This is a genomic window from Streptomyces sp. DI166 (genome assembly GCF_900091315.1).
Lineage (GTDB): Bacteria > Actinomycetota > Actinomycetes > Streptomycetales > Streptomycetaceae > Streptomyces > Streptomyces fuscus.
This window is the reverse complement of the sequence record NZ_FLSP01000016.1, coordinates 84,106-110,439: the sequence shown is the minus strand read 5'-3', so window position 1 is coordinate 110,439 and position 26,334 is coordinate 84,106. Positions and strand designations below refer to the sequence as shown.

Here is a 26,334-nt window from a genome sequence, read left to right as displayed (position 1 = left end):
TCCCAGCACCCTGAACGCCCGCGACACCCTCGCCTACGCCTACACGACGGCGAAGGACCTGGAGCGAGCCCTGCCCCTGTGCGAAACCACGCTCGCCCAGCGCGAGGAGGTCCTGGGGGAGACCCACCCCGGCACACTGGGCAGCCGCAACACCCTGGCCTTCGCCCACCGGGTGGCCGGAGACCTCGCCCGTGCCATCCCCCTGTACGAGTCCACCCTCGCCGACCGCGAGCGGGTCCTCGGCGACACCCACCCCGAAGTCCTCAGCAGCCGGGCCGCCCTGGCCCACGCCTACGTGGCCGCGGGAGACCCCGCCCGTGCCGTCCCCCTTCTGGAGACGGCACTCGCGCAGTACGAACAGACCCTCGGCGAGGCTCACCCGGACACCCTGAACATCCACGCCTCCCTCGCCCACGCCCGTCGAGCCGGCAGCTGACGCCCCTCAGCGCAGATGCCGCCCGAAGAACGCCACCGTCGCCTCCATCGACCGCGGCCACTGCGGCCCGAACGTGTGCCCCTCACCCGGGTACTGGCGCAGTTCCACGTCCTTGCCCGCCGCCTCGAACGCCGCGACGGTGCGCTTGGTCCAGGCGAGGGGGCAGGTGGTGTCGGCGGTGCCGTGGTGGATGAGGAGGGGCTCGGTGACGCGGTCGACGAAGGTCAGCGGGGAGACATTGCGCCAGAACCGCGGGTTCTCCTCGGGCGCGCCGTACGCCTCGTCGATCTCGGCGACCAGCGGGTCGCCCTCGCCGCGCTGGAAGTGGTCGATGTTGTCCTGCGGCCGGGCGCTGACCGGCGCGAAGACGACGGCCGCGTCGAACAGCCCCGGAGCCACGACCAGCGTGTTGTACACGACCCCGCCGCCCATCGAGCGGCCGAGCAGCCCGATGCGGTCCGGGTCGATCTCCGGGCGGCCCGAGTCGCGCAGGGCCAGGCCCGCGCCGATGACGTCCGAGGTGTAACCGAGCCGCAGGCGCACGTCGTTGTCGGGGTCGTCGTCGGAGCGGGCGTGGTTGCGGTAGTCGGTGTGCAGGACGACGTATCCCTCGCGGGCCAGCAGGTCCTGTTCGCGGGCCAGGCCCCGGCCGGTGGTGTACACGGCGGGGTCGATGTACCCGTGCGCCAGCACGAGCGCCGGGAAGGGGCCCTTGCCGCGCGGGATGTTCATCAGGCCGGAGACGGTCAGTCCGTCGCTCTCGTAGGTCATGGCGTACGAGGTGTACGCGGCGGTGCGGGCCAGGACCGTGCCCAGACGCAGGCCCGAGCCGCTGTGGTCGCGCTCGATCAGGGCCTGGATCGACACCGGGTGCGGCGGGGTCGGTGTCGGGGTGGGTGTGGGCGTGGGGGACGCGGAGGTCGTCAGCGGGCTGGGTGGCGGCGCGGGTTCCTCCCCGCCGCCGGTGCACGCCGCCGTCAGCAGCAGCGTCAGTCCGGCGGCGACGCCGGACAGTGCGCGGAGCCGCCTCATGCCGTCATTGTCCCCCCGGTCACCCCCGGGTCACCCGCTCAGCGCGCCGCCCCCGTACTGTCCCGTTCGATCAGCCTCGGCACCGGTACCCGTACGGTCCGGGCAGGGCCCCCGTCGAGCAGGGCCGTCAGTTCGCGGGCCGCCGTGCGGCCGAACTCCACGCTGTCCCGGGACAGGGCGGACAGCCAGGGCTTGACCATGCGGCACAGCGCGGAGTCCTCCCAGGCCACCACCGAGACATCGGCCGGCACCGAGAAGCCCAGCTCGCTCGCGGCGGCGACGCCGGCGAGCGCCATCACGTCGTTGTCGTAGATCAGCGCGGTCGGGGGAGCGGAGCCGCCCAGGACCCGCCGGGTCACCGCGGCGCCCTCGGCGTCGGAGTAGTCCGTGGTCACCGACTGCACCTCGGTCAGACCCCGCCGCCGGGCCTCGGCGGCGAGCGTGCGGATACGGCGTTCGGTGTGCGCGAGGCCCGCGAGTCCCGCGATGTGCACGATCCGCCGGTGGCCGAGGGCGTACAGCCCGTCCACCACCGAGGCCATTGCGCCCGCGTCGTCCGCCCACACCGTCGACAGGCCCGGATGCCGTTCCTCGGGGGCGCCGCCGATCACCACCGCGGGCAGGCCCAGTTCGTCCAGCAGGTCGGGGCGGGGGTCGTCGGTGCGCGGGTCGACCACCAGCACTCCGTCCACCCGGTGCTCGGCCCACCAGCGCCGGTAGACCGCGCACTCGTCGGCGATGTCCTCCACCACCTGGAACAGCAGCCCGAGATGGCGCTCGGCCAGCACCTCCTGGATGCCGGAGACGAGTTGGAGGAAGAAGGAGTCCACACCCAGGGTGTCCGCGGGGCGGGCCAGCACGAAGCCGACCGTCGCCGCGCCCTCCCCGGACAGCGCCCGCGCCGCCGTGCTCGGCTGCCAGCCCAGCTCTTCGGCCACCCGGCGCACCCGCTCCCGGGTCTCCTCCGAGACCCCGGCCCTGCCGTTCAGCGCGAACGACACCGCGCTCTGCGAGACCCCGGCATGCCGGGCGATGTCCTTCATCGTGGGCCGCCGGGCCGGTGACCGCCTGCCTGTCACGCTGTTCCCCATTCCTCCGACACATTTCGGCCACCAGTGTGCACTAATACGGTTCAGCGGTGTCAACCTAATGCGTATTAGTCACTAATGAAATTAGCCGTGCGAGATGCATTGACGGGCCCGTGCGCAGGCGTGCAGGGTCGGACGTCGTCGACCAACTCCACCGTCAAGGAGGCCGGTTCACCGTGCCCGTTTCCCGAAGAAAACTCGCTGCCGCCCTGGCTGTCTGCGTTGTCCTGCCGCTCAGCGCGTGCGGTTCCGGGGACGACGGCGGCTCGTCCGACGCCTCCGGAAAGATCGAGGGCGACATCACCTTCCAGACCTGGAATCTCCGGGCGAACTTCAAGGACTACTTCGAAGGGCTGATCGCCGACTTCGAGAAGAAACACCCCGGTACCCACGTCAAATGGGTCGACCAGCCCGCCGAGGGCTACGCCGACAAGATCAGCGCGGACGCGGCCGGCGGCACCCTCCCCGACGTCGTCAATGTCTCGCCCGACCTGGTCGCCCCGCTCGCCAAGGCGGGCCTTGCCCTCGACCTCGACAAGGACGCCGGGCAGTACAGGAAGGAGTACCTGGACGGCGCCTGGGCAAGCCACCAGATACCGGGCATGAGCGGCACGTACGCCTTCCCCTGGTATCTGAACACCGGGCCGCTGTTCTACAACAAGTCCCTCTTCGAGAAGGCCGGACTGCCCGCCGACCAGCCGCCGACCACGTACGACGAACTCTTCGAGGACGCCCTCACCATCGCCGAGAAGACCGACGGCAAGGTCGCCACCCTCGCCAACGTCCCCACCGTCGAGGACTTCGGACGCTACGGCGTCCCGCTGATGAACCAGGAGGGCACCGGCTTCGCCTTCAACGACCCCAAGGGCGTCGAACTCCTCACCAAATACAAGGAGTTGTACGACGCCAAGGCCCTCGACCCGCAGGCGCTCACCGCGACCCCGGAGTCCTCGGGCAAGAAGTTCCTCACCGAGGCCGTCGCCATGAACCCGGGCAGCGCCCTCGACCTCGGCAACTTCAAGAAGCAGGCGCCGAACCTCTACAAGAACATCGGCATCACCGACCAGATCACCAGCACCGGGCACGTGAACATGTACGTCATGGGCGTGATGGTCAACTCCCAGACCAAGCGCAAGCCCGCCGCCATCGCCTTCGCGCACTACGTCACCGACGCCCAGCGCCAGATGTCCTTCGCCAAGAAGGTCGCCATCTTCCCCAGCACCGCCGGCTCCCTGGACGACCCGTACTTCACCGAGGAGGACGGCACCGACGAGACCCGGGTCCGCGTCGCCGCCGCCAAGTCGCTGAAGAACGCGGTCAATTACACGCCTGTGCTGTTCAGCGAGCAGATGAAGACCGAGCTGCGCAACGAGGTCGCCAAGGCGCTCCAGGGCAAGGAAAGTCCGAAGGAAGCTCTTGACAACGCTGTCAAGGCCTGCGACCGGCTCCTCCAGCAGCAGGGGTAGCCGATGGCCACCGCGTCCCGGGTGAGGCGCCAACTACCGGTGAGTCCCTGGCTGTTCGCCGCTCCCGGGCTGTTGGTCATCGGCGCCTTCGTCCTCTACCCCTTCGTCTCCACGCTGATCAACGCCTTCACCGACCGGCGCACCCTGATCGAGGGCGAGTTCGTGGGCCTCGCCAACTTCCGCGAGCTGCTCCACGACGACATGTTCTGGATCGGCCTGCGCAACAGCACGCTCTACGTCCTCGGCGTCGTCCCGGCGCTGGTGGTCCTGCCGCTGCTGCTGGCCCTGCTCGTGCAGAAGAACATCCCCGGCATCGCCTTCTTCCGCTCCGCCTTCTACACCCCCGTCGTCGCCTCGATCGTCGTGGTGGGCCTGATCTGGGTGTGGCTGCTCGACGAACGCGGCCTGGTCAACGCCGTGCTGGAGACCATCGGCGTCGGCCGGGTCGGCTTCCTCAGCGACCAGTGGCTGCTGCTCCTGAGCGCCATGGCGGTCACCGTCTGGAAGGGCCTCGGCTACTACATGATCATTTATCTGGCGGCCCTGGCCAACGTGCCCCGCGAACTCCACGAGGCCGCCGCGGTCGACGGCGCCGGAGCCGTACGCCGCTTCCTCACCGTCACCGTGCCCGCCGTACGGTCCACCATGGTGCTGGTCGGCGCGCTGTCCTCGGTCGCCGCGTTCAAGGTGTTCTCCGAGGTCTACCTGATGGCGGGGCCCAGCGGTGGCCCGGCCGGGGAGGACACCACCCTCGTCATGCTCGTCCAGCGCACCGGCACCGGCCTCACCGGACGCGTCGGCTACGCCTCCGCGATCTCGGTCGTCGTCTTCGTCATCACCGTCGCCCTGATGCTGCTCGTCCTGCGCGCGGACCGAAGGAGCGAGACGTGAAGGTCACCGACGACAGCGGCCGCCGCATCAAGGTCTGGGAACTCGTCCTGCGCTACACCCTGTTGCTCGCGGTGCTCGCCCTCACCGTGGGGCCGTTCCTGTGGCAGCTGTCCACCTCGCTCAAGGGGCCGACCGAGAACATCTACACCTCCCCGCCCCAGTTCCTGCCCGGCGAGCCGACCCTGCACAACTACGAGCGCGTCGCCGACACCATCCCGGTCTGGGACTACGCCCTCAACTCCGTGAAGGTCGCCACCGCCAACGTCGTCACCAACTGCGTCGGCGCCGCCCTCGCCGGTTACGCGCTCGCCCGGCTGCGCTACCGGGGCCGCCGCGCCGCCACCCTCGCCTTCATCCTCGCGATGCTGGTCCCGGTGGAGGGCATCATCATCGCCCAGTTCACCACCATGCGGGACCTCGGCCTCAACAACACCCTGATCGCCGTCGTCCTGCCCGGCTGCATCGGCGCCATGAACGTCCTGCTGATGCGCAACGCCTTCCTCAACCTCCCCTACGAGATCGAGGAGGCGGCCTTCGTCGACGGCGCCAACGTCTGGCAGCGGTTCACCCGGATCGCGCTGCCCTCGGTCAAGGGCACGCTCGCCGTCGTCGCGATCTTCGCCTTCATGGGCGCCTGGGACGACTTCCTGTGGCCGCTCATCGTGCTCAGCGACCCCTCCAAGTTCACCCTCACCATCGGCCTCAACTACCTGCACGGCACCTTCGCCAACGACGAACGCCTCGTCGCCGCGGGCACCGTCATCGCCGTCGCCCCGCTGATCGCCCTCTTCGCCTGTCTCCAGCGGTACTTCTTCCGCGGCGTCGGTGAGGGCGCCGTCAAGGGCTGAACCCCCAACCTCCGTCACAAGGACACGCATTGACTCCTGCCGTGCGCTTCGGCGTCAACTACACCCCGAGCGTCGGGTGGTTCCACCACTGGCTCGACTTCGACCTCGACGCGGTACGCGCCGACCTCGACTCGATCGCCGCACTGGGCCTGGACCACATCCGCGTCTTCCCGCTGTGGCCCTACTTCCAGCCGAACCGCACCCTCATCCGTGAACGCGCCGTCGCCGACCTCGTCCGCCTCGTCGACGCCGCCGCCGAACGCGGCCTCGACGTCAACGTCGACGGACTGCAGGGCCACCTGAGCAGCTTCGACTTCCTGCCCGCCTGGACCCGCACCTGGCACCGGCGCAACCTCTTCACCGACCCGGCGGTCATCGAGGGCCAGGCCGCCTATCTGCGCACCCTCGCCGCCGCCCTCGCCGACCGCCCCAACTTCCTCGGCATGACCCTCGGCAACGAGATCAACCAGTTCGCCGCCGACCCCCACCCCGACCCCGACCGCGCCACCACCGACCAGATCGACGCCTGGCTGGAACGCATGCTCGCCGCCTGCGAGCAGGGCGCCCCCGGACGGCTGCACCTGCACGCCGAGTACGACGCCACCTGGTACCAGGACGACCAGCCCTTCACCCCCGCCCAGGCCGCCCAACTGGGAGCCGTCACCGCCGTCCACTCCTGGGTGTTCAACGGCACCGCCCAACGCCACGGCCGACTCTCCGTGCCCACCGAGCACCACGCCGCGTACCTGATCGAGCTGAGCAAGGCATGGGCGGACGACCCACGGCGGCCGGTGTGGCTCCAGGAGGTGGGTGCCCCGGCCCCGCTGATCCCCGCCGAGCACGCCGCCGCCTTCACCGAGGCCACCGTCGCCCACGCCCTCGACTGCCCCGACCTGTGGGGCATCACCTGGTGGTGCTCCCACGACGTGTCCCGGCAACTCGCCGACTTCCCCGAACTCGAATACGGGCTGGGGCTGCTGACCAACGAGCGGCAACCGAAGGACACCGCGCGCGTGCTGGCCGAGGCGGCGGCCCGCAAACCCGGCCCCGCCCCCGTCCGTACGACCGCACTCGTCGTCCCCGCCGACCCGGCGGCCCGGTCCCGGTGCGCCCCCGGCGGTGCCGTCTTCGACGCCTACTTCCGGCTGACCGCGGACGGCGCCCGGCCCACCACCGTCCTCGACACCCGCGTCGGCAACCCGGCCCATCTCGCGGCGCGCGGCATCACCGAAGTGGTCACGCCCGACCAGGTACTCCCCACCCCACAAGGAGGCACCCGCTCGTGAAACCCACCAGACGCGCCCTGCTGATCGCGGGCGCCACAGCGGCCGTCACACCCGCCCTGCCCGCGACCGCCGCACCTTCGGGAAAGAGCCCCAGGGCCGCCGCGCCCCCGCCCTACGCCTCGTACTGGTACCCGGACTCGCTGCCCTCCGGCACCCCCGGCCCCGGCATCACCTGGCGCAGCCTGAAGAGCTGGCGGGCCGCCGACGACCCCGACCTCGCCTTCAACGCCGCCTCCGTCCCGCTCGCCGCCCGGTTCACCCCGGCGCCGGTCAACGCCACCGCCCGCGCGGACCAGGCCCGCATCCAGTCCCTGGTGTCCTTCGCACCCACCGCGAGCAACCCCTCGCAGGGCTCCGCCACCGCCGACTACTACGCCCTCACCCACTGGGCCTACATCGACGAACTGGTCTTCTGGGGCGGCTCCTCCGGCGAGGGGCTGATCCTCGCCCCGAACGCCCCGATCGTCGATGCCGCCCACCGGCACGGCGTGCGGGTGCTCGGCAACATCTTCCTGCCGCCCGTCGCCTACGGCGGGCAGTTGCGGTGGACCCGGGATCTGGTGCAGAAGGACGCCGCGGGGCGCTTTCCGCTGGCCGAGCGGCTGGTGGCCGTGGCGCGGGCGTACGGCTTCGACGGGTGGTTCGTGAACGCCGAGACCGGGGGCGGGAACGCCGCGCTGGCCACCGACATGCTCGGTTTCCTGCGGGAGCTGAAGTCCCGGGCGGCGGCGGTCGGGCAGCGGGTGACCTGGTACGACTCGATGACCGTCAACGGCTCGGTGAGCTGGCAGGGGGCGCTCGACGCGCAGAACCAGCCCTTCTTCGAGACCGCCGACGACATGTTCGTGGACTTCCGCTGGTCCGCGAGCAGCCTGGCGTCCTCGGGGGAGCGGGCGGAGCGGATCGGACGCGACCGGTACGAGCTGTGGGCGGGCGTCGATGTGGAGGCGAGCGGCTGGAACCGGGCCGTGAACTGGGACGCGATGGTGCCGAAGGACCGCGACCATGTGGTGTCGGTCGGCTTCTACCGGCCCGAGTGGACCCGCAACCACCTCCCGGCGGGCCGCACGCCGGAGCAGTTCCACGCCGCCGACGACCGGTTCTGGAGCGGGCGGTCGCTGGATCCGTCGCGGCCGGATGACACCGACTCCTGGCGGGGGCCGGCCGTTTCGGTGGCCGACCGGTCGACGGTGACGGCGGTGCCGTTCGCGAGCGTGTTCAACACGGGGCACGGGCTGCGGTGGTACGAGCGGGGCGCGGTGACCTCGGACGCGCCCTGGAACCATCTGGGGTTGCAGGACCGGCTGCCGTCGCGGCGCTGGGTCGTGCACACCTCGGGGGCGCGGCCCGCTGTGAACTTCGATTTCGCGGACGCCTGGTGTGGCGGCAGCAGTGTGCTGGTGGACGGTGAACTGACCGCTCCGGCGGTGCTGGATGTGTACGCGGCCCGGCTGCCCCTGGGTGTGAACACGGCTGTCGAGCTGACCCATCGCATCGACTCGGGCGCGGTCGACGTCGAGTTGGCCGTCGCCACCTCCGACCCCGACACCCCGGGGTCGACACCGCCGTACACCTACTTCCCTGTGAACACGGTCAACACCTGGCAGACGGCGACCGTTCGGCTCACAGGGCTCACCGGCACCATCCGAGCGATCGGCGTCCGCCTCACCCCGGCCAACGGAGGCAGCGGCGGCGGCCCCGTGCGGTGGCGGCTCGGCGGCCTCGCCGTCCGCTCCGGCGCGCCCTGCACCCCCGCCGCCCCTTCCGGCCTGCGCGTCACCGGCGCGAGCGGCGGCGACCTGCGCCTGACCTGGAACCCCGCCCCCGGCGCCGTACGCCACTACACCCTGCACCGCTTGCTCCCCGACGGCACCCACCGCTTCCTCGGCGGAACCTGCCAGCAGGCGTACTTCCTCACCGGGCTGCGCCCGGAACAGGGCGAGACGGCCGCGCGGTTCGAAGTACGCGCGGTAGGGGAGCTGTACACCAGTTCCACTCCCGCGACCGTGACGCACGCCTGGTAGCCACCACCGCCTGGTATCCACCCCCGACCGTGACGCACGCCTGGTAGTCACCCCCGGCCGGCATCCACCCCGGTCGTGCCTGACGCCTGGCAACCACCCCCCACCCGGACGACCTACGGAGCACCCCGCATGCATGACGACCGCAGCCTGGTCGAAGCCCGTCTCAAGCGCGTCCTCGACGAGCGCATCCGTCCCGCCGTGTACCCCGAGTCCGTGCCGCTCGACGTGGCGGTCTGGCACGCGCCCGGTGAGCCCGTGCCGGTCGCCGAGGGTCTCGCCGCCGAGCCCGAGCCGATCGAGGTGGGCGCCCGCTGGGGTGCTCCGTGGGGCACCAGCTGGTTCCGGGTGACCGGCAGAGTCCCCGAGGAGTGGGCCGGGCGGACCGTCGAGGCGCTGCTGGACCTCGGCTTCGACGAGAACATGCCCGGCTTCCAGTGCGAGGGCCTGGTGTACCGGCCCGACGGCACCCCGGTGAAGGGCCTCAACCCGCGCAACCAGTGGGTGCGCATCGGCGCCCCTGTCGCGGGCGGCGAGGAGGTGCGGCTGCACATCGAGGCCGCCTCCAACCCCGTCATCCTCGACTACCACCCCTTCCTGCCGACCCGGTTGGGCGACAAGGAGACCGCGGGCAGCGAACCGCAGTACCGGCTCGCCCGCATGGACCTCGCCGTTCTCGACGAGACGGTGTGGGAGCTGGTGATCGACCTGGAGGTGCTCGGCGAGCTGATGGCCGAGCTGCCGGTGGACTCCGCGCGCCGCTGGGAGATCCTGCGGGCGGTGGAGAAGGCGCTGGACGCCATCGACCTCCAGGACGTGGGCGGGACGGCCGCGCAGGCGCGGGCCCGGCTGGAGACGGTGCTGTCCGAGCCCGCGGTGCCCTCCGCGCACCGCGTCAGCGCGGTCGGGCACGCGCACATCGACTCGGCGTGGCTGTGGCCGCTGCGCGAGACGGTCCGCAAGGTGGCCCGGACCACCGCCAACATGACCGCGCTGCTGGAGGACGAGCCGGAGTTCGTGTTCGCCATGTCCCAGGCCCAGCAGTGGGCGTGGGTGAAGGAGCACCGGCCCGAGGTGTGGGCGCGGGTGAAGAAGGCGGTCGCGGACGGGCGGTTCGTGCCGGCCGGCGGGATGTGGGTGGAGTCGGACACCAATATGCCGGGCTCGGAGGCGATGGCCCGGCAGTTCGTGCACGGAAAGCGGTTCTTCCTCGACGAGTTCGGCATCGAGAACGACGAGGCCTGGCTGCCCGACACCTTCGGCTTCGCCGCCGGACTCCCGCAGATCATCAAGGCGGCGGGCGCCAAGTGGCTGCTGACCCAGAAGATCTCCTGGTCGCAGACGAACAAGTTCCCCCACCACACCTTCACCTGGGAGGGCATCGACGGCACCCGCGTCTTCACCCACTTCCCGCCCGTCGACACCTACAACTGCTCCATGAAGGGCAGCGAGATCGCCCACGCCGCCCGCAACTTCAAGGACAAGGGCGTCGCCCGGCACTCCCTCGCGCCCACCGGCTGGGGCGACGGAGGCGGCGGAACCACCCGCGAGATGGTCGCCAAGGCCGCCCGGCTGCGCGACCTGGAGGGCTCGGCGACCGTGGTGTGGGAGACCCCGGCGGAGTTCTTCACCAAGGCCGAGGCCGAGTACCCGAACCCGCCGGTGTGGGTCGGCGAGCTGTACCTCGAACTGCACCGGGCCACCCTCACCAGCCAGGCCAGGACCAAGCAGGGCAACCGGCGCAGCGAGCACCTCCTGCGCGAGGCGGAGCTGTGGGCGGCGACCGCGGCGGTCCGCACCGGATTCCCCTACCCGTACGAGGAGTTGGACCGCATCTGGAAGACGGTGCTGCTGCACCAGTTCCACGACATCCTGCCCGGCTCCTCCATCGCCTGGGTGCACCGCGAGGCACGGGCCACCTACGAGCGCCTGGCCGCCGAACTCACCGGCATCATCGACGCCGCCCAGCGCGCCCTCGCCGGGGACGGCACGACCCCGCTGGTGTTCAACTCCGCCCCGCACATCCGCGAGGGCGTCCCGGCGGGCGGCGCCCGGACCCCGGTCACCGAGGGACGCACCACCGTCTCCGACCGCCCCGGCGGCGGACACGTCCTCGACAACGGCCTGCTCCGGGTCGAGATCGACGCCCGGGGCCTGGTCGTCTCCGCCTACGACCACGACGCCGACCGCGAGTCCATCGCGCCCGGCGAGGCCGGAAACCTCCTCCAACTCCACCCCGACTTCCCGAACATGTGGGACGCCTGGGACGTCGACGAGTTCTACCGGAACACGGTCACCGACCTCACCGACCTGGACGAGATGGCCCCGCAAGGTGACGGGGTACGCCTCACCCGCTCCTTCGGCGCCTCCCGCGTCACCCAACTGCTCACGCTCGCCCCGGGGGAGCGGCGGCTGCTGGTGGACACCGAGGTGGACTGGCACGAGACGGAGAAGTTCCTCAAACTCGCCTTCCCCCTCGATGTGCACGCCGAACGGTACGCGTCCGAGACCCAGTTCGGGCACTACTACCGGCCCACGCACACCAACACCTCGTGGGAGGCCGCCAAGTTCGAGGCCTGCAACCACCGGTTCGTGCACCTGGAGGAGCCGGGCTGGGGCGTGGCGATCGTCAACGACTCGACGTACGGCCACGACGTGACCCGCGCCGTCCGCACCGACGGCGACCGCGGCACGACCACCACGGTCAGGGTCTCCCTGCTGCGCGCCCCGCGCTTCCCCGACCCGGAGACCGACCAGGGCGTCCACCGCTTCCGGCACGCCCTGGTGCCGGGCGCCGACATCGCCGACGCGGTCCGCGAGGGCTGGCGGATCAATCTGTCCGAGCGACGGCTCACCGGCGCCGACGAGGTCGCCCCGCTGGTCGGCGTCGACCGGGACGCGGTCGTGGTCACCGCGGTCAAGCTCGCCGACGACGGCAGCGGGGACGTGGTCGTCCGCTTCCACGAGGCCCACGGCGGCCGCTGCCGCGCCCGACTCACCGCCGGTTTCGCCTTCAGCTCCGTCACGGCCACCGACCTGCTGGAGCGCCCGCTGCCCGACAGCGCGGTGGAGCACGACGGCACCGGGGTGGACCTGCGGCTGCGTCCGTTCGAGCTGGCGACGCTGCGGTTCCGGAGGGCAGACTCCGTGCTGTGAAGATCAGCGAGCGGGAACTGAACCGGGCCACCCTCGGCCGCCAACTGCTGCTGCGCCGCGAACCGCTGGGCGCCGCCGACGCCGTACGGCGGATCCTGGCGCTCCAGGCGCAGCAGCCGGAGTCGCCGTACCTCGCCCTGTGGAACAGGCTCGACGGCTTCGACCCGGCGAGCCTGGACACCGCCTTCGCCGACCGCACGCTCCTGAAGGCGACGCTGCTGCGGATCACCCTGCACGCCGTCCACCGCGAGGACTATCCGATGCTGCGGGCGGCGATGTGGCCCACGCTGCGCGCCACCCGGCTCGGGTACCGCTACGCCGCCGCCGGACTGACCCCGTCGGTCGCGGCCGAACTGGAGCCGGGGCTGCTGGAGTTCGCGGCCGAGGAACCGCGGTCCAACGGCGAGATGACGGAGTGGCTCGCGCAGCGGGTCGGTGAGCAGCGGAAGGACGGCGCGTGGTGGGGGCTGCGGGCGTACGCCCCGCTGGTGCACGCGGTGACCGGTGGGCCGTGGTCGTTCGGGACCTCGCCCGCGTACGTCGCCGGACCGGACGACTCCTTCGCCGGTGGGGCGGACGCGGGGCTGCTGGAGCTGCTGCCGCGCTATCTGGCGGCGTTCGGGCCCGCCTCGGTGGTCGACATGGCCCAGTTCGCCACCGTGCGGCGGGGCCGGGTGCGCACCGCGGTGCGCGAGCTCGCCGGCTCACTGGAGGAGCTGGAGGGGCCGGACGGGACGGTGCTGTACGACATCCCGGGCGGTCTGCGGCCGGACGCGGACACACCGGCCCCGCCCCGGCTGATGGCCATGTGGGACAGCGTGCTGCTCGCCCACGCGGACCGCTCCCGGGTGATCCCGCCCGAGTACCGTCCGCTGGTGACCCGGGTCAACGGCGATGTGCTGCCGACGCTGCTCGTCGACGGCAAGGTCGCCGGGGTGTGGCGCGTCGCCGAGACCGGGGGCATCGAGGCGACCGCCTTCCACGACCTGCCGTCCGAGGCGTGGGAAGGGCTCGCCGAGGAGGCCCGGGGGCTGGTGGCGTGGCTGGCCGAGCGGGAGCCACGGGTCTACAGCCGGTACGGGCACTGGTGGAAGAAGCTGCCGGACGGGCAGGTGCGGGTACTGCCGGGGTGAGCGCGACCGTTCAACCTGTCTCCGGCCGCGCCCGCAGCTACGCCTCCACTTCCCCCACGTGCGCCGCCGCCGCGACCCGCGCCGCGTCCGGGTCGCAGGCGACCAGCGCGCGATGGATGGCGGCGTGCTCGCGGCGGGTGCGGTCGAGGGCGCCCTCCTCCTGGTAGGCGCGCCGGATGCGGGCGCGGAGGGTGCGTGAGGAGAGGCCGTCCAGGATCGCGGTCCTGGTGCCGTTGCCCGCGGCCAGGGCGATCTCCCGGTGGAAGGCCAGGTCGTGGGCGAGGATCTCCTCCGGGTCGTCGGTGGCGTGCATGGCCTTCAAGTGCCGTCCGACCTCGGCGAGTTGACCGGGCGTGATCGGGCGGCGGCCATCGCGGTCGCTGTCGACCACACCGAGGTCGCCTTCCGCGAGGGCTACCCGGCCCTGGAGCGGCTCCGCTCGGAGGGAGTCGTCGGCGCGATAGGCGCCGGGATGAACCAGGCCGGGATGCTGACCCGCTTCGCCCGCGACACGGACGTCGACACGGTGCTGTGTGCGGGCCGGTACACCCTGCTCGACCGCACCGCCCTCGACGAACTGCTGCCCGCCGCCCAGGAGCGGGGCGTGTCGGCGGTCATCGGCGGCCCCTTCAACTCGGGCCTGCTGGCCGACCCCGGCCCGGACGCGACGTACGACTACACCCGGGCGCCCGCCGACCTGGTGGACCGCGCCCTGCGCATGCGGCGCCTCGCCGAACGCCACGGCATCAGCCTGCGCGCCGCCGCCCTCACCTTCTGCGCCTCCCACCCGGCGGTCACCGACGTTCTGGTGGGCGCCCGTTCGGCGGCCGAAGTACGCGACTGCGCCGAGCAGTTCGCCACCCCCGTGCCCGCCGCCTTCTGGCGGGAGCTGGCTCGGACCGGCGGGCACCCGTCATGACCGTTCCGCCGCCAGCCGGGTCGGTGGCAGGTACTCCCTCACGTACGTGCGCTCCCAACAGGTGCCGGTCTCCCGCAGTTCGCTCCAGGTCGTGTAGCGGTAGCGGAAGAGCCGGGCGCGGATGTAGCGGGGCGGGGCGTCGGGCGGGAAGGGGGAGTGGCGCAGCAGCTTCAGGGTGGCCCGGTCGCCCTCCAGCAGCCGCTCCACCAGCGTGCCGAACCAGGAGCCGGCGTAGGAGGGGGAGAGCGCGGCGAACCACATCAGCCAGTCCAGGCGCAGGTGGTACGGCGCGAACTGGCGGGGCCAGCGCCTTGGGTCGCCGGGCTTGCCCTTGAACTCGTACTCCCGCCAGTCCGAGTCCGTGCGCGGCGTCCCGTCCGCGGTGCCCTCGATCACGACCTCGTGGCGGATCCGGGTGACGCTGCCGAAGGCGCCGTAGGTGTTGACCAGATGGAGCGGGTCGAAGGAGCGGTTCATCACCTGGCGGCGGGAGATCATGTTGCGCACCGGGTGGTAGCCGAGGGCGAGCAGCAGCGCGGAGACGGTCAGGACGACGGCCGTGTACCAGACTGGCGTGTCCGGGACGGCGGGGGAGGTGTCCGGGAGGCGCAGCGCGGAGGCGGCCAGCGCGATGGTGAGCCAGTTCAGCCAGGAGAAGTTCCCCGAGAGCACCAGCCACAGCTGGGTGAGGATCATCAGGGACGCGGCGGCCGTGGCCACGGGCTGCGGGGTGAACAGCAGGAACGGCACGACGAGCTGGGTGACGTGGTTGGCGGCCACCTCCGCGCGGTGCAGCGGCCGGGGGAGACGGTGGAAGAACCAGCTCAGCGGGCCCGGCATCGGCTGGGTCTCGTGGTGGTAGTAGAGGCAGGTCAGATTCCGCCAGCAGGCGTCGCCCCGCATCTTGATCAGGCCCGCCCCGAACTCGACACGGAACAGGACCCAGCGCAGCAGGAACAGCACCACGACCGGCGGGGCCACCTCGTCGTTGCCGAGCAGCACGGCGAGGAATCCCACCTCCAGCAGCAGGGACTCCCAGCCGAACGAGTACCAGGTCTGGCCCACGTTGACGATGGACAGGTACAGCGCCCAGGGCACCAGCCACAGCAGCATCGCCGCCCACAGCGGCAGCAGCGCGTCCACCCCCGCGAGCAGCGCCGCCGACACCGCGCACCCCGACCAGGCACACAGGGCGAAGAAGCGGTCCGAGTAGTGGAAGTGGAACAGGCTGGGCGCGGCCTTGAACGGCACCAGGTCCACGTAGCGTCGTACGGGCAGCATCCCCCGGTCGCCGATGAGCGGCCGGAACTGGAGCGCCGCCGTCAGGAACGCGACCAGGTACAGCCCCGCGAGGGCCCGCTGGAAGACCAGCCGGCTCAGCCAGTACTCCGATGCGGTGAACCACTCCACGGCCTGCGCTCCTTCGCTCCATTGTGCTGCCGGGACCAGCCTCCACCGGTGCCGTCACTCTGTGTATACAACCACTCCGTTTGCGTCATCCGAGCGGGTGAAGCAGACAATTGGTGACGAAGTTCCCGATGAGAGGCGGGAGGACGCGGTGCGAACCCTCACCGGATTACTGGCCACGGCCTGCGCGCTCACCATGGCGCTCCTCGTCACCGGCTGCGCCGGTCTCGGCGGCGAGGCCGCGGCGTCGAGCGGGGAGGTGCTGCTCCAGCCGGTCGCGGCGCGGGGGCCCGCCCCCTTCACGGACTCCACGGCCACGTCGTCCGTCCCCCGCCCCCGGTCGCCCGAACGCCGCAACCCTCTTCCGGCGAGGTCCGCGCGTACTCCGGTGCGACGCCGGGGCTCTACGCCGGTACGGCCGGGGTCGGCAGCTGCGATGTGGCCCGGCAGATCGACCGGCTCACCGCCGACCCGGGGCGCGCGAGCGCGTTCGCCGGGGCCGTGGGTGTCTCCGGGGCGGGGGTGCCCGGCTATCTGCGCGGTCTGGCGCCGGTGGTGCTGCGGGCCGACACCCGCGTCACCAACCACGGGTACCGGAACGGCCGGGCCGTCGGCTTCCAGTCCGTCCTCCAGGCCGGAACCGCGGTCCTCGTCGACGACCGGGGGCTGCCCCGGGTGCGCTGCGCCTGCGGCAACCCGCTGGGACCGCCGAGGGCCACGCACGGCAGTCCCGGCGCGAAGGGAGAGGTGTGGCCCGGATACCGGCCCGAGGAGGTCGTCGTGGTGACCCCGGCGCCCCGGGCGATCACCAACGTCACGATCATCAACGTCGTCGGCGGGACGTGGATCGAACGGCGGATCTGGCACGACGTCCGCCACGACCGCCCGGTCCCGCGACCGGAACCGCTGGAGCCGAGTCCGGTACCGGAGGCGGACCATACTCCGGACCGGAGCCCCGCCCCGGACGACAGCCCTGTTCTGGATGACCGCCTCAGCCCGGGCGGCAGCCTCACCCCGGCCGATCCGTCGACCGTCGAGCCGCTGAGGACCGGCCCCGCCCGGCAAGACAGCGGGTCCACCCCCGATCCGACCCTCCCCGAGGACACCCGGACCATCCCCGACTCCCCGGACGACATCGGCCCCGAGTCGGTCCCGGAGACCCCGGACCTGCCCGACGGCGGCGGCCTGATCCCGGACGACACCGAAGATCCTCGCGATATCGAAGATCCTCGCGACGCCGAGGATCCCGACGACGCCGAAGGTCTCACCCGGTGAGCGAGCGACCGGAAGATCGAGTCACCGAGTCAAGTCCTCCCACTCGAAGAATCGGACAAATCCTGGCAAGGTGGGCCCATGGTTGATCGGGGAGCGAGCGCCCTGTCACTCCCGGACGACTGGCCCGCCCACCCGGATCCGATTCTGGCGCTCAACCGTATGGGCAGCTTCGACTGGGACCTGGACAGCGGGCTGTTCCACATGGACGCGCAGGCGTACGAGGTCTTCGACCTGCGCCCCGACGAATACGACGGCCACCCGGAGAGCCTCGTGGCGCGGGTGCCCCAGACGGAGGGGTACCGCCTGGACGCCCTCGTCTCCCAGGCGATGAAGGACGGCAGCGAGAACTACGGCGCCTACTTCCGCATCCGCCGCCGCGACGGCAGCCTGCGCTGGACCCACACCCAGGGCTACATCCGCCGGGACGAGACCGGCCGCCCGCGCCGCATCATCGGCATCGTCCGGGACGCGACCCAGGAACTGCGCGAGATCGAGGAGCGCCGGGACCGGGCCGACGCGGACGAGGCGTTCCGCCGGCAGCAGACCAACGTGGTCGAGCTGACCACCGCGGCGCTGGCGCACGCCCGCACCGTCCAGGACGTCATCGACGTACTCAAGGACACCCACGGCCTCACCCACCTCGGCGCCACCAGCCTGGTCATGGGACTGGTCGAGGCGGGCCGCATCCGGCTGATCGCCGAGGGCCCCGCGGGCAGCTTCGTTCCCGGGACCCGGGTGACCGGCATCGATGAGCCGTACCCGATGAGCGAGGTGGTGCGCACGCTCACCCCGCGGTTCATCGAGTCGCCGGAGGAGTTCGCGGACGGCTATCCCATCCTGTGGCCGCACATCACCGACCTGCACATCACCTCGGCCGCCTATCTGCCGCTCATCGCCCAGGCCCGGCCGATCGGCGCCATGGGACTGCTCTACAGCGACCGGCACGGCTTCTCCGCCGAGGAGCGCAACGTCCTGGTGGCGCTGGGCAGCAGCATCGCGCAGAGCCTGCAGCGGGCCATGTTCTACGAGCAGGAGAAGGACCTCGCCGCCGGACTCCAGCAGGCCATGCTGCCGCGCACCATCCCGAGCGTCCCGGGCGCCGACGTCGCCGTCCGCTACCGGGCCGGGACCGCGGCCGGCACCCTCGGCCGGGACATCGGCGGCGACTGGTACGACTTGATCCCGCTGCCCGGCGGCCGGGTCGGCGCGGTCATCGGGGACGTCCAAGGGCACGACACGCACGCGGCGGCCGTCATGGGCCAGCTCCGTATCGTGCTGCGCGCCTACGCGGCCGAGGGGCACACCCCCGCGACGGTCATGGCCCGCGCCTCGGTCTTCCTCCACGAACTGGACACCGACCGGTTCGCGACCTGCCTGTACGCGGAGGCCGACCTGTCCACCGGCGTGGTCCAGGTGGTCCGCGCCGGGCACATCGACCCGCTGGTCCGTGAAGCGGACGGCACCTGCCGACGGGTGACCATGGAGGGCGGGCTGCCGCTCGGACTGTCCGCGGAGTTCGGGCAGTTGGAGTACCCGGTGCGAACCCTGGAGCTGGACCCCGGGCACACCCTGCTGCTGTGCACCGACGGACTGGTGGAACTGCCCGGCTCCGACCTCGACGAGGGCATGCACGCCCTGGCCGCCCTGGTCGCCGACAGCGACGACGACGTACGCAAACTCGCCGACCGGCTGATCGAGGTGGCCGAGGAGCGCGGCGGCGACGACGACGTGGCGCTGCTCCTGCTGCGCCGTCGGGGCGTGGACAGCCCGCGGCGCGGCGGCCGGCTCCAGCAGCATGTGGCGCCCGGCGACCCCGAGGCCCTGTCCCAGGCCCGGCACATGATCCGCGCCGCGGTGCGCGCCTGGGGCTCGGGCCAGCGCGCCGACGAGATCGAACTGGTCGCCGACGAGCTGATCACCAACGCCCTGATGCACACCGAAGGCGCGGCGGTCGTCACCCTGCGCGTGCTCAGCGGCGCCGACCTGCGGCTGCGGGTCGAGGTGGAGGACTCCTCCAGCGCCCTGCCCCGCCGCCGGGAGGCAGGTGCCGACGGTGTCTCCGGGCGGGGTCTGCTGCTGGTCGAACTGCTCACCGATGTGTGGGGGGTGGAGGCGCGCGGCGGCGGCAAGTGCGTGTGGTGCGAGTTCCTGGTCACGGGCCGGGGCTGAGCCCTGGTGGCACCCTGGACCTATGCCGGAACTCCCCGAGGTCGAAGCGCTGAAGGATTTCCTCACCGAGCACCTGGTCGGACGTGAGATCGTCCGGGTGCTCCCGGTCGCGGTCAGCGTGCTGAAGACGTACGACCCGCCCCTGACCGCCGTCGAGGGCCGCGAGGTCACCGGGATCGGGCGGTACGGGAAGTTCCTGGACCTGCGTACGGCGGACGGCCCCCATCTGATCACGCACCTCGCCCGGGCGGGCTGGCTGCACTGGAAGGACCGGCTCCCCGACGGCCCGCCCAAACCCGGCAGGGGCCCGCTCGCCCTGCGCGTCGCCCTGGAGACCGGCGAGGGCTTCGACCTGACCGAGGCCGGCACCCAGAAACGCCTCGCGGTCTACGTCGTCCAGGACCCCCAGCAGGTCCCCGGCATCGCCCGCCTGGGCCCCGACCCGCTCGCCGACGACTTCGACGAGGCCCGCCTGGCCGGCCTGCTCAAGGACGAGCGCCGTCAGATCAAGGGAGCCCTGCGCGACCAGTCCCTGATCGCCGGGATCGGCAACGCCTACAGCGACGAGATCCTGCACGCGGCGAGGATGTCCCCGTTCAAGCTGGCCGCCAAGCTCACCCCGGAGGAGACCCACACCCTCTACGAGGCCCTGCGCACCACGCTGGCCGAGGCGGTCGACCGCTCGCGGGGTGTGGCGGCGGGACGCCTGAAGGCGGAGAAGAAGAGCGGCCTGCGTGTGCACGGCCGTACGGGCGAGCCCTGCCCGGTCTGCGGCGACACCGTCCGCGAGGTCTCGTTCAGTGACTCCTCGCTCCAGTACTGCCCGACCTGCCAGACGGGGGGCAAGCCCCTGGCGGACCGGAGGATGTCGCGGCTGCTGAAGTAGCCCGTCGGGCCACGGGCCCGAGGATCAGCCGAGGGCGAGGGTCACGAGGTGCTCCCCGTCCGTGGTGCGGACCTCGTAGTGGGCGATCTCGTCGGGGTGGAAGGCGGCGGCGCCCATCATCGTGTTCTCGCGGGCGTCGTGCCGGGCCGCGGTCCAGCTGGTGACCATCTGCTCCGAGCCGTCACGGCCGACGGCGATCAGCCGGCAGGCGCGCGGGCCCGCGCCGTCCTTGACCTTCAGCTCGACCTGGGTGCCCCAGGGCTCCTCCTCGGCGGTGACCTGGGCCCACACCCCCGAGCGCTCGTCGGTGGCGTCGATCATCCGGGCCGACGAATCGCCGTCCGCGGCCATCATGGCGATCCCGGGGGAGGCCAGTGCCACCGCCGCGGAGGCGGCCAGACCGAACAGCAGGCGCCTGCGACGCATCCGGCTGCGGCCGGCCACCTCGCCCATCAGGCGGTCCAGCAGCCGCGGGCCGGGCTTGGCCATCGGGTGGACCGAGCGCGGGGTGGCGTTGCGGTACAGCATCAACTGCCGGGTGGCGGGGCCGAACTCGGTCACGCGTGCCGCGCAGCTGGGGCACTCCATGAGGTGATCCTCGAAGCGGAAGGCATCCGCCTCATCCAGCACGCCGAGCGCGTAGGCGGCGACGTCGCGATGCCTCTCCAGGGACCTCATGCGATTCCTCGGTGCCGTTGGGTGCGGGGTGGGTTACTCCTTGCTCCCATCGGTACGCACCAGACCGCCGAATCACTCAAGCCACACACCGAATCGTAACCAAAGCATTCGGAGCGGCCGGGGCGGCGGATTGGTCCCGTGCCGGAAAAATTTTCCGGACGGGCCCCGCGGCCCCCCGAGCAGGGCGCCTAGAACAGATGGATCGCCAAGTGGCCCAAGGGCAGACCCAGTTGCCAGGCCGGGGTCCACACCTTCGGACCCTCGTCCTCACCGACGGGTACGCCGCCGCCGGGCACCGCGTTCAGGTCCGGGGCGAGCAGTTCGGTCTCCTCCAGCCAGCGCCAGGCCGCCTCGGCGAGATCCAGGTCGGGTGTGGGCCCCCCGGACTCGATCGACTCGGCGGCCAGCTTGGCCATCCGCTCGCGCACCCAGTCCTGCCAGGGCTGGTCGTACGCCGTCAGCGAGAGCCAGGTGTCGAGCTGGGAGACGACGCGGATGCCGGACAGTTCACCGCCGTCGTCGGACAGGAAGATCGTGAGCGCCAGCGCGTCCCGCCCGGCGCGGAACTCGAACGACGTCGGCGGCATCAGATCACCGCTGCGCAGCAGTTCGTCGGCGATGTACTCGGCGTACAACCACGCCATGGGAACGGTCAGTTCACCGCCGCCGGTGTCGTCCGTGCTCTCGTGGCCTCTGTGCAGCATCCCTTCCTGCCTTCCTCCGGTGCGTACGCGTCGCCCGATCCGGGGCCGCGCGGGGCGCCCCTTCCGGAACACGGATGAAGACAGCCGATTACTCAACCATGGTCCACAGCAAGGCGCTTTACGGAGGTTTGACTCGGCTCACGGTTTCACCGCAGGTCGGCCGCGTATCCGGGAAGCACCCGGCGCAGGGCGCGCAGCGCGTAGTACGCGCGGGACTTCACGGTACCGGGCGGGATGCCGAGGGTTTTCGCCGCTTCCGCAACACTGGCTCCTTGGAAGTACACGAGCACCAGGACTTCACGGTGCTCCGGAGTGAGTGTCTTCACAGCCTCGCGGACATCGAGGGTCGCGGCCGATCGCTCGGCGTGGTCGGCGCACACCCGGGCGTTCTCCAGGATCGCGTCGCCGACCTCGGCGGGCCGCGCCTGCCGGGCCCGCCGGGCGTCGATGGCGAGCCGCCGGGCGACGGTCATCAGCCAGGGGCGTACGGAGTCGAAGTCGTCGGCGCGCAGGGCCTCGGGATGCTGCCAGGCCCGCACGAGGGTCTCCTGGACCAGGTCCTCGGCGCGCTGCCGGTCCCCGTCGCAGAGCCTGAGCAGCAGCGCGAAGAGAGGCCGGCCGTGCTCCCGCTGCAGTGCGGCGAGCTCGTGCTCGGCGGTCGTCGTCCCGGTCATGAGAGTGGTTCCGGCCGTCATGGCGGTTATGGCACCGCAGGGCACCGTCCGTGCCCAGATCGTGCACACGGGTCTGCGACGGACGGTCGATCGCGTCGACGAACGGTTCGACGAACGGTTCGGGCCACCGTTCGTCGAGGGCCGGACGGGCTAATGGGCGTGTCGGAACCCCGTACCGAACCATCCCGATTCTTACCTGTTGGTACGTAAATACGACCACATCGGGGTGAGTGATGATCGCACGCAGTCGACAGGTGGCCCTGGCCCTGACGGCCCTCCTCGCCGCGGGCGCCGCCTGCCAGGCCGAACGGCACGAGCCGCCCGGCCGTCCGGCCCCCTCCGCCACGGCCGCCGGCGGCTTCACCCTCGTCGCCACCGGCGACGTGCTCCCGCACAGCTCGATCATCGACCGCGCCCGCTTCGACGCGGGCGGCCGGGGATACGACTTCCGCCCCATGCTCTCCGACGTCAAGCCCCTGGTCTCCCGCGCCGATGTGGCCCTGTGTCACATGGAGACCGTCTACGGCGCCGACGGCGACTACACCGGCTACCCCGCCTTCAAGTCCCCGCCCGAGGTCGCCACCGGGCTCGCCGCCACCGGCTACGACGGCTGCTCCACCGCCTCCAACCACAGCCTCGACGACGGCGCCGCGGGCATCGCCCGCACCCTGGACGCCCTGGACCGGGCGGGCGTACGGCACGCCGGGACCGCACGCACCGAGGCCGAGGCCCGCGCGGTCACCGTGCTGCCCGTGGGCGCCGCCCGCCTCGCGCACCTCTCCTATACCTACGACACCAACGGCTACCCGCTGCCGCCCGGACAGCCCTGGGCCGTCAATCTGATCGACGAGGCGAGGATCGTCGCCGACGCCCGCGCCGCCCGCCGGGCCGGGGCCGACGTGGTCGTGGTGTCCCTGCACTGGGGCACCGAGTGGCAGGACGAGCCGGACCGGCAGCAGTTGGACCTCGCCCGCTCCCTGACCGCCGCCCGCACCGGCGACCGCCCCGACATCGACCTGATCCTCGGCACCCACGCCCATGTCCCGCAGGCGTACCAGAAGGTCAACGGCACCTGGGTGATCTACGGCATGGGCGACCAGGTCGCGGGCGAGATGTTCAACCACGGCGGCAGCCCCGACCCGCGCGGCAACCAGTCCACGATCGGCCGCTTCACCTTCGCGCCGCCCGAGAGGAAGGGCGCCCGCTGGAAGGTGACCAAGGCCGAATTCGTACCCCAGCTGTTCGATGTCGACGCCGGACGGGTGGTCAACCTCAACCAGGCCCTCAAGGAGGGCGCCGATGTCGCCGGAGTGCGCGACCGCATCCGGGACGTGGTGCTCAGCCGGGGCGCGGCCAAGGACGGTCTGGTGATGGGGGAGTAGCCCACGGGGCGTTCGGGGCGCCCGCGTCTCAGACCGTCTCGCCCTCGTCGAAGGTCTTCAGCATCTCCTTCAGCACCCGCTTGCACGCCCACAGCTCGGCGGCGGTCAGATCGCCGCCGACCTGACGGTTCAGGGCGTGCTCGCGGGCGAGGATCGCGTCGATCGTCGTCTCGCCCGCGGGCGTGATCCGGATCAGCGAGGAGCGCTGGTGGGCGGGGTTGGGGACGGCCTGGGCCCAGCCCTCCGCCGTCGCGTCGTTGACCATGCGCTGCACGAACTGCCGGGACAGCGCCATGATCCGGCCCATCCGGGGCACCGTCATGGGCCCGTGCCTGCGCAGCAGCACCAGGACGGACCGAACCCCGACGGAGACCCCCTCGACCTGTTCGCTCTGCTCGACCTTGCGCAGGCCGCGCCGGTAGAGCGCGCCGACCAGATCGAACACCTCGGAGACATGGTGGCCGAGGTCGTCGGGGGACAGCGGGGCGTCGTTGGCGTTCACCGGGACATCATGCACCGATCCATCATGACAACCGGGTTGTCAAAGCGCGAGGAAGATGACACCTTGGTTGTCATGACAGTTGCTGCGGATCTTCGCTTCTTCCCTTCCATCGACGGTGACCTCGCCTACCTCGACACCGGCTCCGGCGACCCGGTCGTCCTGCTGCACTGCGGATTCGTCGACCACCGCTACTGGACCGACCAGATCCCGGCACTCGCCGAGGAGTACCGGGTGATCGCGCCCGACGTACGGGGCCACGGCTTCTCGGCCAACGCCTCCCGGCCGTTCCGCTGGTCCGACGACCTCGCCGAGCTGCTGCGCCACCTCGACACCGGCCCGGCCGCCCTCGTCGGGGTGTCCATGGGCGGGGTGATCGCCACCGAGACCGCGCTGGAGCACCCGGACCTCGTCCGCGCCGTCGTCGCCTGCGGCTCGGCGACCGGCGACTACCAGTACGAGGACGCCTGGACGCGGGGCATCCAGGCCGAGTACGCGCGCACCCTCGGCCAGGGCGACATCCAGGGCTGGCTGCACGCCTTCCTGAAGGTGGCCGCCGGTGAGCACCGCTCCCTGGACGACATGGACCCGCTGATGCTGGACCGGCTCGGGGACATGGCCCTGCACACCATCAGCAAGCACACGCCGGGCGAGAAGGACTGGCACGTGCCGGTCACCGGCTCCTGGCCCCGCCTGCCGGAGCTCGCCGCACCGCTGCTCGCCCTCAACGGCGGCCTCGAACCGTCCGGACTGCTGGACGCGGCCGACCGCATGGCCCGTACCGTCCCCCACGGCCGCACCGCGACCATCGACGGCGTCGGCCACTACCTCAACCTGGAGAAGCCGCGGGAGTTCACCGCCCTGGTACGGGACTTCCTGCGCTCCGCGTGACCTGGAGGGCCGCTACGGCACCACCGTGACCGGCCAGCGCCCGGCCTTCACCAGCCGTACCGCCACCGACCCCACGATCCGGTGCCCCGCCTGCTCCGAGGCGCCGACGACCACCGCGTCCGCCTTCAGGTCGTCGGCCGCCTTGACCAGACCGCCGTACGGGTCACCGCGGAAGGTGTGGAACTCCCAGCGCACGTCGAATATCCCCTTCGTGCGCTCGGTGGCCTCCTGGATCTGCGCCACCAGGTCCTCGGCGATCTCGTCGGTCACCTCCGCGACCGGAGCCCCGAGCGCCGCGCCCGCCGGCATCACCGGCTGCACGTACACCACGGCCAGCAGGGCGTTCTGACGGCGCGCCAGACCGCCCGCGTACGCCGCGGCCCGCAGCGAGGACTCCGACCCGTCGACCCCGACCACGATGACCTTCGGCCCGTCCGTACCCCGCTCGAACCGGTGCCCGTGCTGTTCCGTCACGGGCCGAGGCTATCGGAACCCGCCGGTCCGCCGGCCGACGGCACCGCCCGGATCCGTTCGGGCGAATCGCTGACACTCCGTCATGAGCCGCCCGGGTGGAAACCCTCCGCCGACCCGGTGCCGTCGTGGTGCGTCGATGGCCGGGCGGGCGACTGATGAGTCATGCAGAAGGATCAGTTGCTCTCCCGGCTGCTCACCCGGCGCCGGGCCCTCTTCGCCGGTGCCGCCGCTGTCGGTGCCGCGGGCACCGCCGGACTGGTGGTCCTGGGCTCGGAAGCCGAAACGGTACGGACCGCGGCCCCCGCCGCCGGTCCCCAGGCGCACCGCGCGCTCAAGCCCTCCGCCTACCGACTACAGCCCCTCACCGGCTACGGCCCGCCCCGGGCGGCGCCCCGCCGCACCCTCGTCCGCAGCGCCCCGCTGCTGCGCGTCAACGGCCGCGGCCGGACCATGGTGCTCACCTTCGACGACGGCCCCGACTCCCGCTACACACCCGCCGTCCTGGACACCCTCGCCGAGTACGACGTGCACGCGATGTTCTTCGTGTGCGGGGAGATGGCGGAGCTCCGTCCGGACCTGCTGGAGCGGATGGTGGACGAGGGCCACGTCGTGGGCAACCACACCTGGTCCCACCCGCTGCTCACCCAGCTCGGCCGCCGCCAGATCCGCTCCCAGATGGAACGGACCTCCGACGTCGTCGAGGAGGCCTGCGGCGTACGCCCCGAATGGTTCCGCGCGCCCTACGGGGCCTGGAACCGGGCCGCCTTCCAGATCGGCGCCGAACTCGGCATGGAGCCGATGGCCTGGACCGTGGACACCCTCGACTGGCAGACCCCCGGCGCCCGCACCATCGCCGACCGGGTCGAGAAAGGCGCCGCCCCCGGCGTCGTAGTGCTCTCGCACGACGCCGGGGGCGACCGCTCCCAGAGCGTCCGCGCGCTCCGGGACTACCTGCCCGACCTGCTGGACGCCGGGTACCACATCACCGTCCCCCGCCGGCAGTACGCCTGATCCGTCCA

23 protein-coding genes and 2 pseudogenes are annotated in these 26,334 nt (G+C 71.8%); 16 read left to right on the top strand and 9 right to left on the bottom strand.

The window, feature by feature from the left end; translation table 11 throughout:
- A partial coding sequence (locus tag GA0115233_RS11030) for a tetratricopeptide repeat protein (protein WP_141689498.1) occupies nt 1–436 on the top strand: 436 nt, incomplete at its 5' end.
- A 6-nt stretch (nt 437–442) separates the two neighbouring features.
- On the opposite strand, the gene GA0115233_RS11025 is transcribed toward GA0115233_RS11030, so the two are convergent.
- Nucleotides 443–1,468, bottom strand: a complete 1,026-nt coding sequence (locus GA0115233_RS11025) for an alpha/beta hydrolase family protein (RefSeq protein WP_093719978.1) — start codon at nt 1,466–1,468, stop codon at nt 443–445.
- A gap of 38 nt (nt 1,469–1,506) precedes the next feature.
- Nucleotides 1,507–2,511 (bottom strand): LacI family DNA-binding transcriptional regulator, encoded by a 1,005-nt coding sequence (locus tag GA0115233_RS11020; protein WP_176711727.1) that lies wholly within the window; start codon nt 2,509–2,511, stop codon nt 1,507–1,509.
- A 221-nt stretch (nt 2,512–2,732) separates the two neighbouring features.
- Here GA0115233_RS11020 and GA0115233_RS11015 point away from each other — a divergent pair, with 221 nt between their 5' ends.
- The 7 genes from GA0115233_RS11015 to GA0115233_RS10985 all read left to right on the top strand — a co-directional run bounded on the left by GA0115233_RS11015 (nt 2,733) and on the right by GA0115233_RS10985 (nt 13,357).
- Entirely contained in the window at nt 2,733–4,022 is a 1,290-nt protein-coding gene (locus GA0115233_RS11015; RefSeq protein ID WP_093719976.1) for an ABC transporter substrate-binding protein, read from the top strand.
- A 3-nt stretch (nt 4,023–4,025) separates the two neighbouring features.
- On the top strand, nt 4,026–4,913 hold the full coding sequence (locus GA0115233_RS11010; RefSeq protein ID WP_093719975.1) for a carbohydrate ABC transporter permease: 888 nt from the start codon (nt 4,026–4,028) through the stop codon (nt 4,911–4,913).
- A complete protein-coding gene (locus tag GA0115233_RS11005) occupies nt 4,910–5,761 on the top strand; it encodes a carbohydrate ABC transporter permease (protein ID WP_093719974.1) in 852 nt (283 codons plus the stop codon). The genes GA0115233_RS11010 and GA0115233_RS11005 overlap by 4 nt, the downstream gene beginning before the upstream one ends.
- A 41-nt stretch (nt 5,762–5,802) precedes the next feature.
- Entirely contained in the window at nt 5,803–7,047 is a 1,245-nt protein-coding gene (locus GA0115233_RS11000) for a glycoside hydrolase 5 family protein (RefSeq protein WP_176711726.1), read from the top strand.
- Complete coding sequence (locus GA0115233_RS10995) at nt 7,044–9,071, top strand: endo-beta-N-acetylglucosaminidase (RefSeq protein ID WP_093719972.1); 2,028 nt, start codon at nt 7,044–7,046, stop codon at nt 9,069–9,071. The genes GA0115233_RS11000 and GA0115233_RS10995 overlap by 4 nt, the downstream gene beginning before the upstream one ends.
- Nucleotides 9,072–9,200: 129 nt before the next feature.
- Entirely contained in the window at nt 9,201–12,224 is a 3,024-nt protein-coding gene (locus tag GA0115233_RS10990; protein WP_093719971.1) for an alpha-mannosidase, read from the top strand.
- Nucleotides 12,221–13,357: a winged helix DNA-binding domain-containing protein gene (locus tag GA0115233_RS10985; protein ID WP_093719970.1), complete on the top strand. Its 1,137-nt coding sequence runs from the start codon at nt 12,221–12,223 to the stop codon at nt 13,355–13,357. Before GA0115233_RS10990 ends, GA0115233_RS10985 begins: the two co-directional genes overlap by 4 nt.
- Before the next feature lie 37 nt (nt 13,358–13,394).
- Here the strand turns inward: GA0115233_RS10985 and GA0115233_RS10980 are convergent.
- Nucleotides 13,395–13,744: pseudogene (locus GA0115233_RS10980) on the bottom strand (FCD domain-containing protein); the annotation flags it as partial.
- On the opposite strand from GA0115233_RS10980, the pseudogene GA0115233_RS10975 reads away from it, so the two are divergent.
- Nucleotides 13,743–14,276 (top strand): annotated as a pseudogene (locus GA0115233_RS10975) (aldo/keto reductase); the annotation flags it as partial. The pseudogenes GA0115233_RS10980 and GA0115233_RS10975 overlap by 2 nt on opposite strands.
- Here GA0115233_RS10975 and GA0115233_RS10970 read toward each other — a convergent pair.
- Entirely contained in the window at nt 14,271–15,686 is a 1,416-nt protein-coding gene (locus GA0115233_RS10970; RefSeq protein WP_093719969.1) for a lipase maturation factor family protein, read from the bottom strand. The pseudogene GA0115233_RS10975 and the gene GA0115233_RS10970 sit on opposite strands and share 6 nt — an antisense overlap.
- Nucleotides 15,687–16,121: 435 nt before the next feature.
- Between GA0115233_RS10970 and GA0115233_RS10965 the strand changes: the two genes are divergently transcribed.
- The 3 genes from GA0115233_RS10965 (at nt 16,122) to GA0115233_RS10955 (ending at nt 20,013) form a co-directional block, all read left to right on the top strand.
- Nucleotides 16,122–16,958 carry a DUF6777 domain-containing protein gene (locus GA0115233_RS10965; RefSeq protein ID WP_176711724.1) on the top strand — a complete coding sequence of 279 codons (837 nt, stop codon included), beginning with the start codon at nt 16,122–16,124 and terminating at the stop codon, nt 16,956–16,958.
- Between the two features lie 78 nt (nt 16,959–17,036).
- Nucleotides 17,037–19,127, top strand: coding sequence for a SpoIIE family protein phosphatase (locus tag GA0115233_RS10960; protein WP_093719968.1), 2,091 nt, complete (start codon nt 17,037–17,039; stop codon nt 19,125–19,127).
- Nucleotides 19,128–19,149: 22 nt separating this feature from the next.
- Nucleotides 19,150–20,013 carry an Fpg/Nei family DNA glycosylase gene (locus GA0115233_RS10955; RefSeq protein ID WP_093719967.1) on the top strand — a complete coding sequence of 288 codons (864 nt, stop codon included), beginning with the start codon at nt 19,150–19,152 and terminating at the stop codon, nt 20,011–20,013.
- A gap of 24 nt (nt 20,014–20,037) precedes the next feature.
- Here the strand turns inward: GA0115233_RS10955 and GA0115233_RS10950 are convergent, their stop codons facing one another.
- The 3 genes from GA0115233_RS10950 to GA0115233_RS10940 all read right to left on the bottom strand — a co-directional run bounded on the left by GA0115233_RS10950 (nt 20,038) and on the right by GA0115233_RS10940 (nt 22,090).
- On the bottom strand, nt 20,038–20,691 hold the full coding sequence (locus GA0115233_RS10950; RefSeq protein ID WP_093719966.1) for a zf-HC2 domain-containing protein: 654 nt from the start codon (nt 20,689–20,691) through the stop codon (nt 20,038–20,040).
- Nucleotides 20,692–20,879: 188 nt separating this feature from the next.
- Nucleotides 20,880–21,395 carry a hypothetical protein gene (locus tag GA0115233_RS10945; protein WP_093719965.1) on the bottom strand — a complete coding sequence of 172 codons (516 nt, stop codon included), beginning with the start codon at nt 21,393–21,395 and terminating at the stop codon, nt 20,880–20,882.
- 146 nt (nt 21,396–21,541) lie between these two features.
- Nucleotides 21,542–22,090 (bottom strand): sigma-70 family RNA polymerase sigma factor, encoded by a 549-nt coding sequence (locus tag GA0115233_RS10940; RefSeq protein WP_093719964.1) that lies wholly within the window; start codon nt 22,088–22,090, stop codon nt 21,542–21,544.
- Here GA0115233_RS10940 and GA0115233_RS41685 point away from each other — a divergent pair.
- Complete coding sequence (locus GA0115233_RS41685) at nt 22,089–22,223, top strand: hypothetical protein (RefSeq protein WP_255310133.1); 135 nt, start codon at nt 22,089–22,091, stop codon at nt 22,221–22,223. The genes GA0115233_RS10940 and GA0115233_RS41685 overlap by 2 nt on opposite strands.
- Before the next feature lie 79 nt (nt 22,224–22,302).
- Entirely contained in the window at nt 22,303–23,451 is a 1,149-nt protein-coding gene (locus GA0115233_RS10935; protein WP_093719963.1) for a CapA family protein, read from the top strand.
- Nucleotides 23,452–23,479: 28 nt separating this feature from the next.
- On the opposite strand, the gene GA0115233_RS10930 is transcribed toward GA0115233_RS10935, so the two are convergent.
- A complete protein-coding gene (locus GA0115233_RS10930; protein WP_093719962.1) occupies nt 23,480–23,953 on the bottom strand; it encodes a MarR family winged helix-turn-helix transcriptional regulator in 474 nt (157 codons plus the stop codon).
- Nucleotides 23,954–24,025: 72 nt separating this feature from the next.
- Here GA0115233_RS10930 and GA0115233_RS10925 point away from each other — a divergent pair, with 72 nt between their 5' ends.
- Complete coding sequence (locus GA0115233_RS10925) at nt 24,026–24,841, top strand: alpha/beta fold hydrolase (protein WP_093719961.1); 816 nt, start codon at nt 24,026–24,028, stop codon at nt 24,839–24,841.
- Between the two features lie 12 nt (nt 24,842–24,853).
- On the opposite strand, the gene GA0115233_RS10920 is transcribed toward GA0115233_RS10925, so the two are convergent.
- On the bottom strand, nt 24,854–25,315 hold the full coding sequence (locus GA0115233_RS10920) for a universal stress protein (RefSeq protein WP_093719960.1): 462 nt from the start codon (nt 25,313–25,315) through the stop codon (nt 24,854–24,856).
- Nucleotides 25,316–25,477: 162 nt separating this feature from the next.
- On the opposite strand from GA0115233_RS10920, the gene GA0115233_RS10915 reads away from it, so the two are divergent.
- Nucleotides 25,478–26,326 carry a polysaccharide deacetylase family protein gene (locus GA0115233_RS10915; protein ID WP_093719959.1) on the top strand — a complete coding sequence of 283 codons (849 nt, stop codon included), beginning with the start codon at nt 25,478–25,480 and terminating at the stop codon, nt 26,324–26,326.
- The last annotated feature ends 8 nt before the right edge of the window (nt 26,327–26,334 follow it).

What these genes read in the sequence shown, in the direction of transcription:
- GA0115233_RS10925 (WP_093719961.1), top strand. Translation starts at nt 24,026, where the DNA reads ATGACAGTTGCTGCGGATCTTCGCTTCTTCCCTTCCATCGACGGTGAC.
- GA0115233_RS11010 (WP_093719975.1), top strand. Translation starts at nt 4,026, where the DNA reads ATGGCCACCGCGTCCCGGGTGAGGCGCCAACTACCGGTGAGTCCCTGG.
- GA0115233_RS10950 (WP_093719966.1), bottom strand. Translation starts at nt 20,691, where the DNA reads ATGAGGTCCCTGGAGAGGCATCGCGACGTCGCCGCCTACGCGCTCGGC.
- GA0115233_RS10945 (WP_093719965.1), bottom strand. Translation starts at nt 21,395, where the DNA reads ATGCTGCACAGAGGCCACGAGAGCACGGACGACACCGGCGGCGGTGAA.
- GA0115233_RS10935 (WP_093719963.1), top strand. Translation starts at nt 22,303, where the DNA reads ATGATCGCACGCAGTCGACAGGTGGCCCTGGCCCTGACGGCCCTCCTC.
- GA0115233_RS10960 (WP_093719968.1), top strand. Translation starts at nt 17,037, where the DNA reads ATGGTTGATCGGGGAGCGAGCGCCCTGTCACTCCCGGACGACTGGCCC.
- GA0115233_RS11025 (WP_093719978.1), bottom strand. Translation starts at nt 1,468, where the DNA reads ATGAGGCGGCTCCGCGCACTGTCCGGCGTCGCCGCCGGACTGACGCTG.
- GA0115233_RS11020 (WP_176711727.1), bottom strand. Translation starts at nt 2,511, where the DNA reads ATGAAGGACATCGCCCGGCATGCCGGGGTCTCGCAGAGCGCGGTGTCG.
- GA0115233_RS10990 (WP_093719971.1), top strand. Translation starts at nt 9,201, where the DNA reads ATGCATGACGACCGCAGCCTGGTCGAAGCCCGTCTCAAGCGCGTCCTC.
- GA0115233_RS10915 (WP_093719959.1), top strand. Translation starts at nt 25,478, where the DNA reads ATGCAGAAGGATCAGTTGCTCTCCCGGCTGCTCACCCGGCGCCGGGCC.
- GA0115233_RS10940 (WP_093719964.1), bottom strand. Translation starts at nt 22,090, where the DNA reads ATGACGGCCGGAACCACTCTCATGACCGGGACGACGACCGCCGAGCAC.
- GA0115233_RS41685 (WP_255310133.1), top strand. Translation starts at nt 22,089, where the DNA reads ATGGCGGTTATGGCACCGCAGGGCACCGTCCGTGCCCAGATCGTGCAC.
- GA0115233_RS10955 (WP_093719967.1), top strand. Translation starts at nt 19,150, where the DNA reads ATGCCGGAACTCCCCGAGGTCGAAGCGCTGAAGGATTTCCTCACCGAG.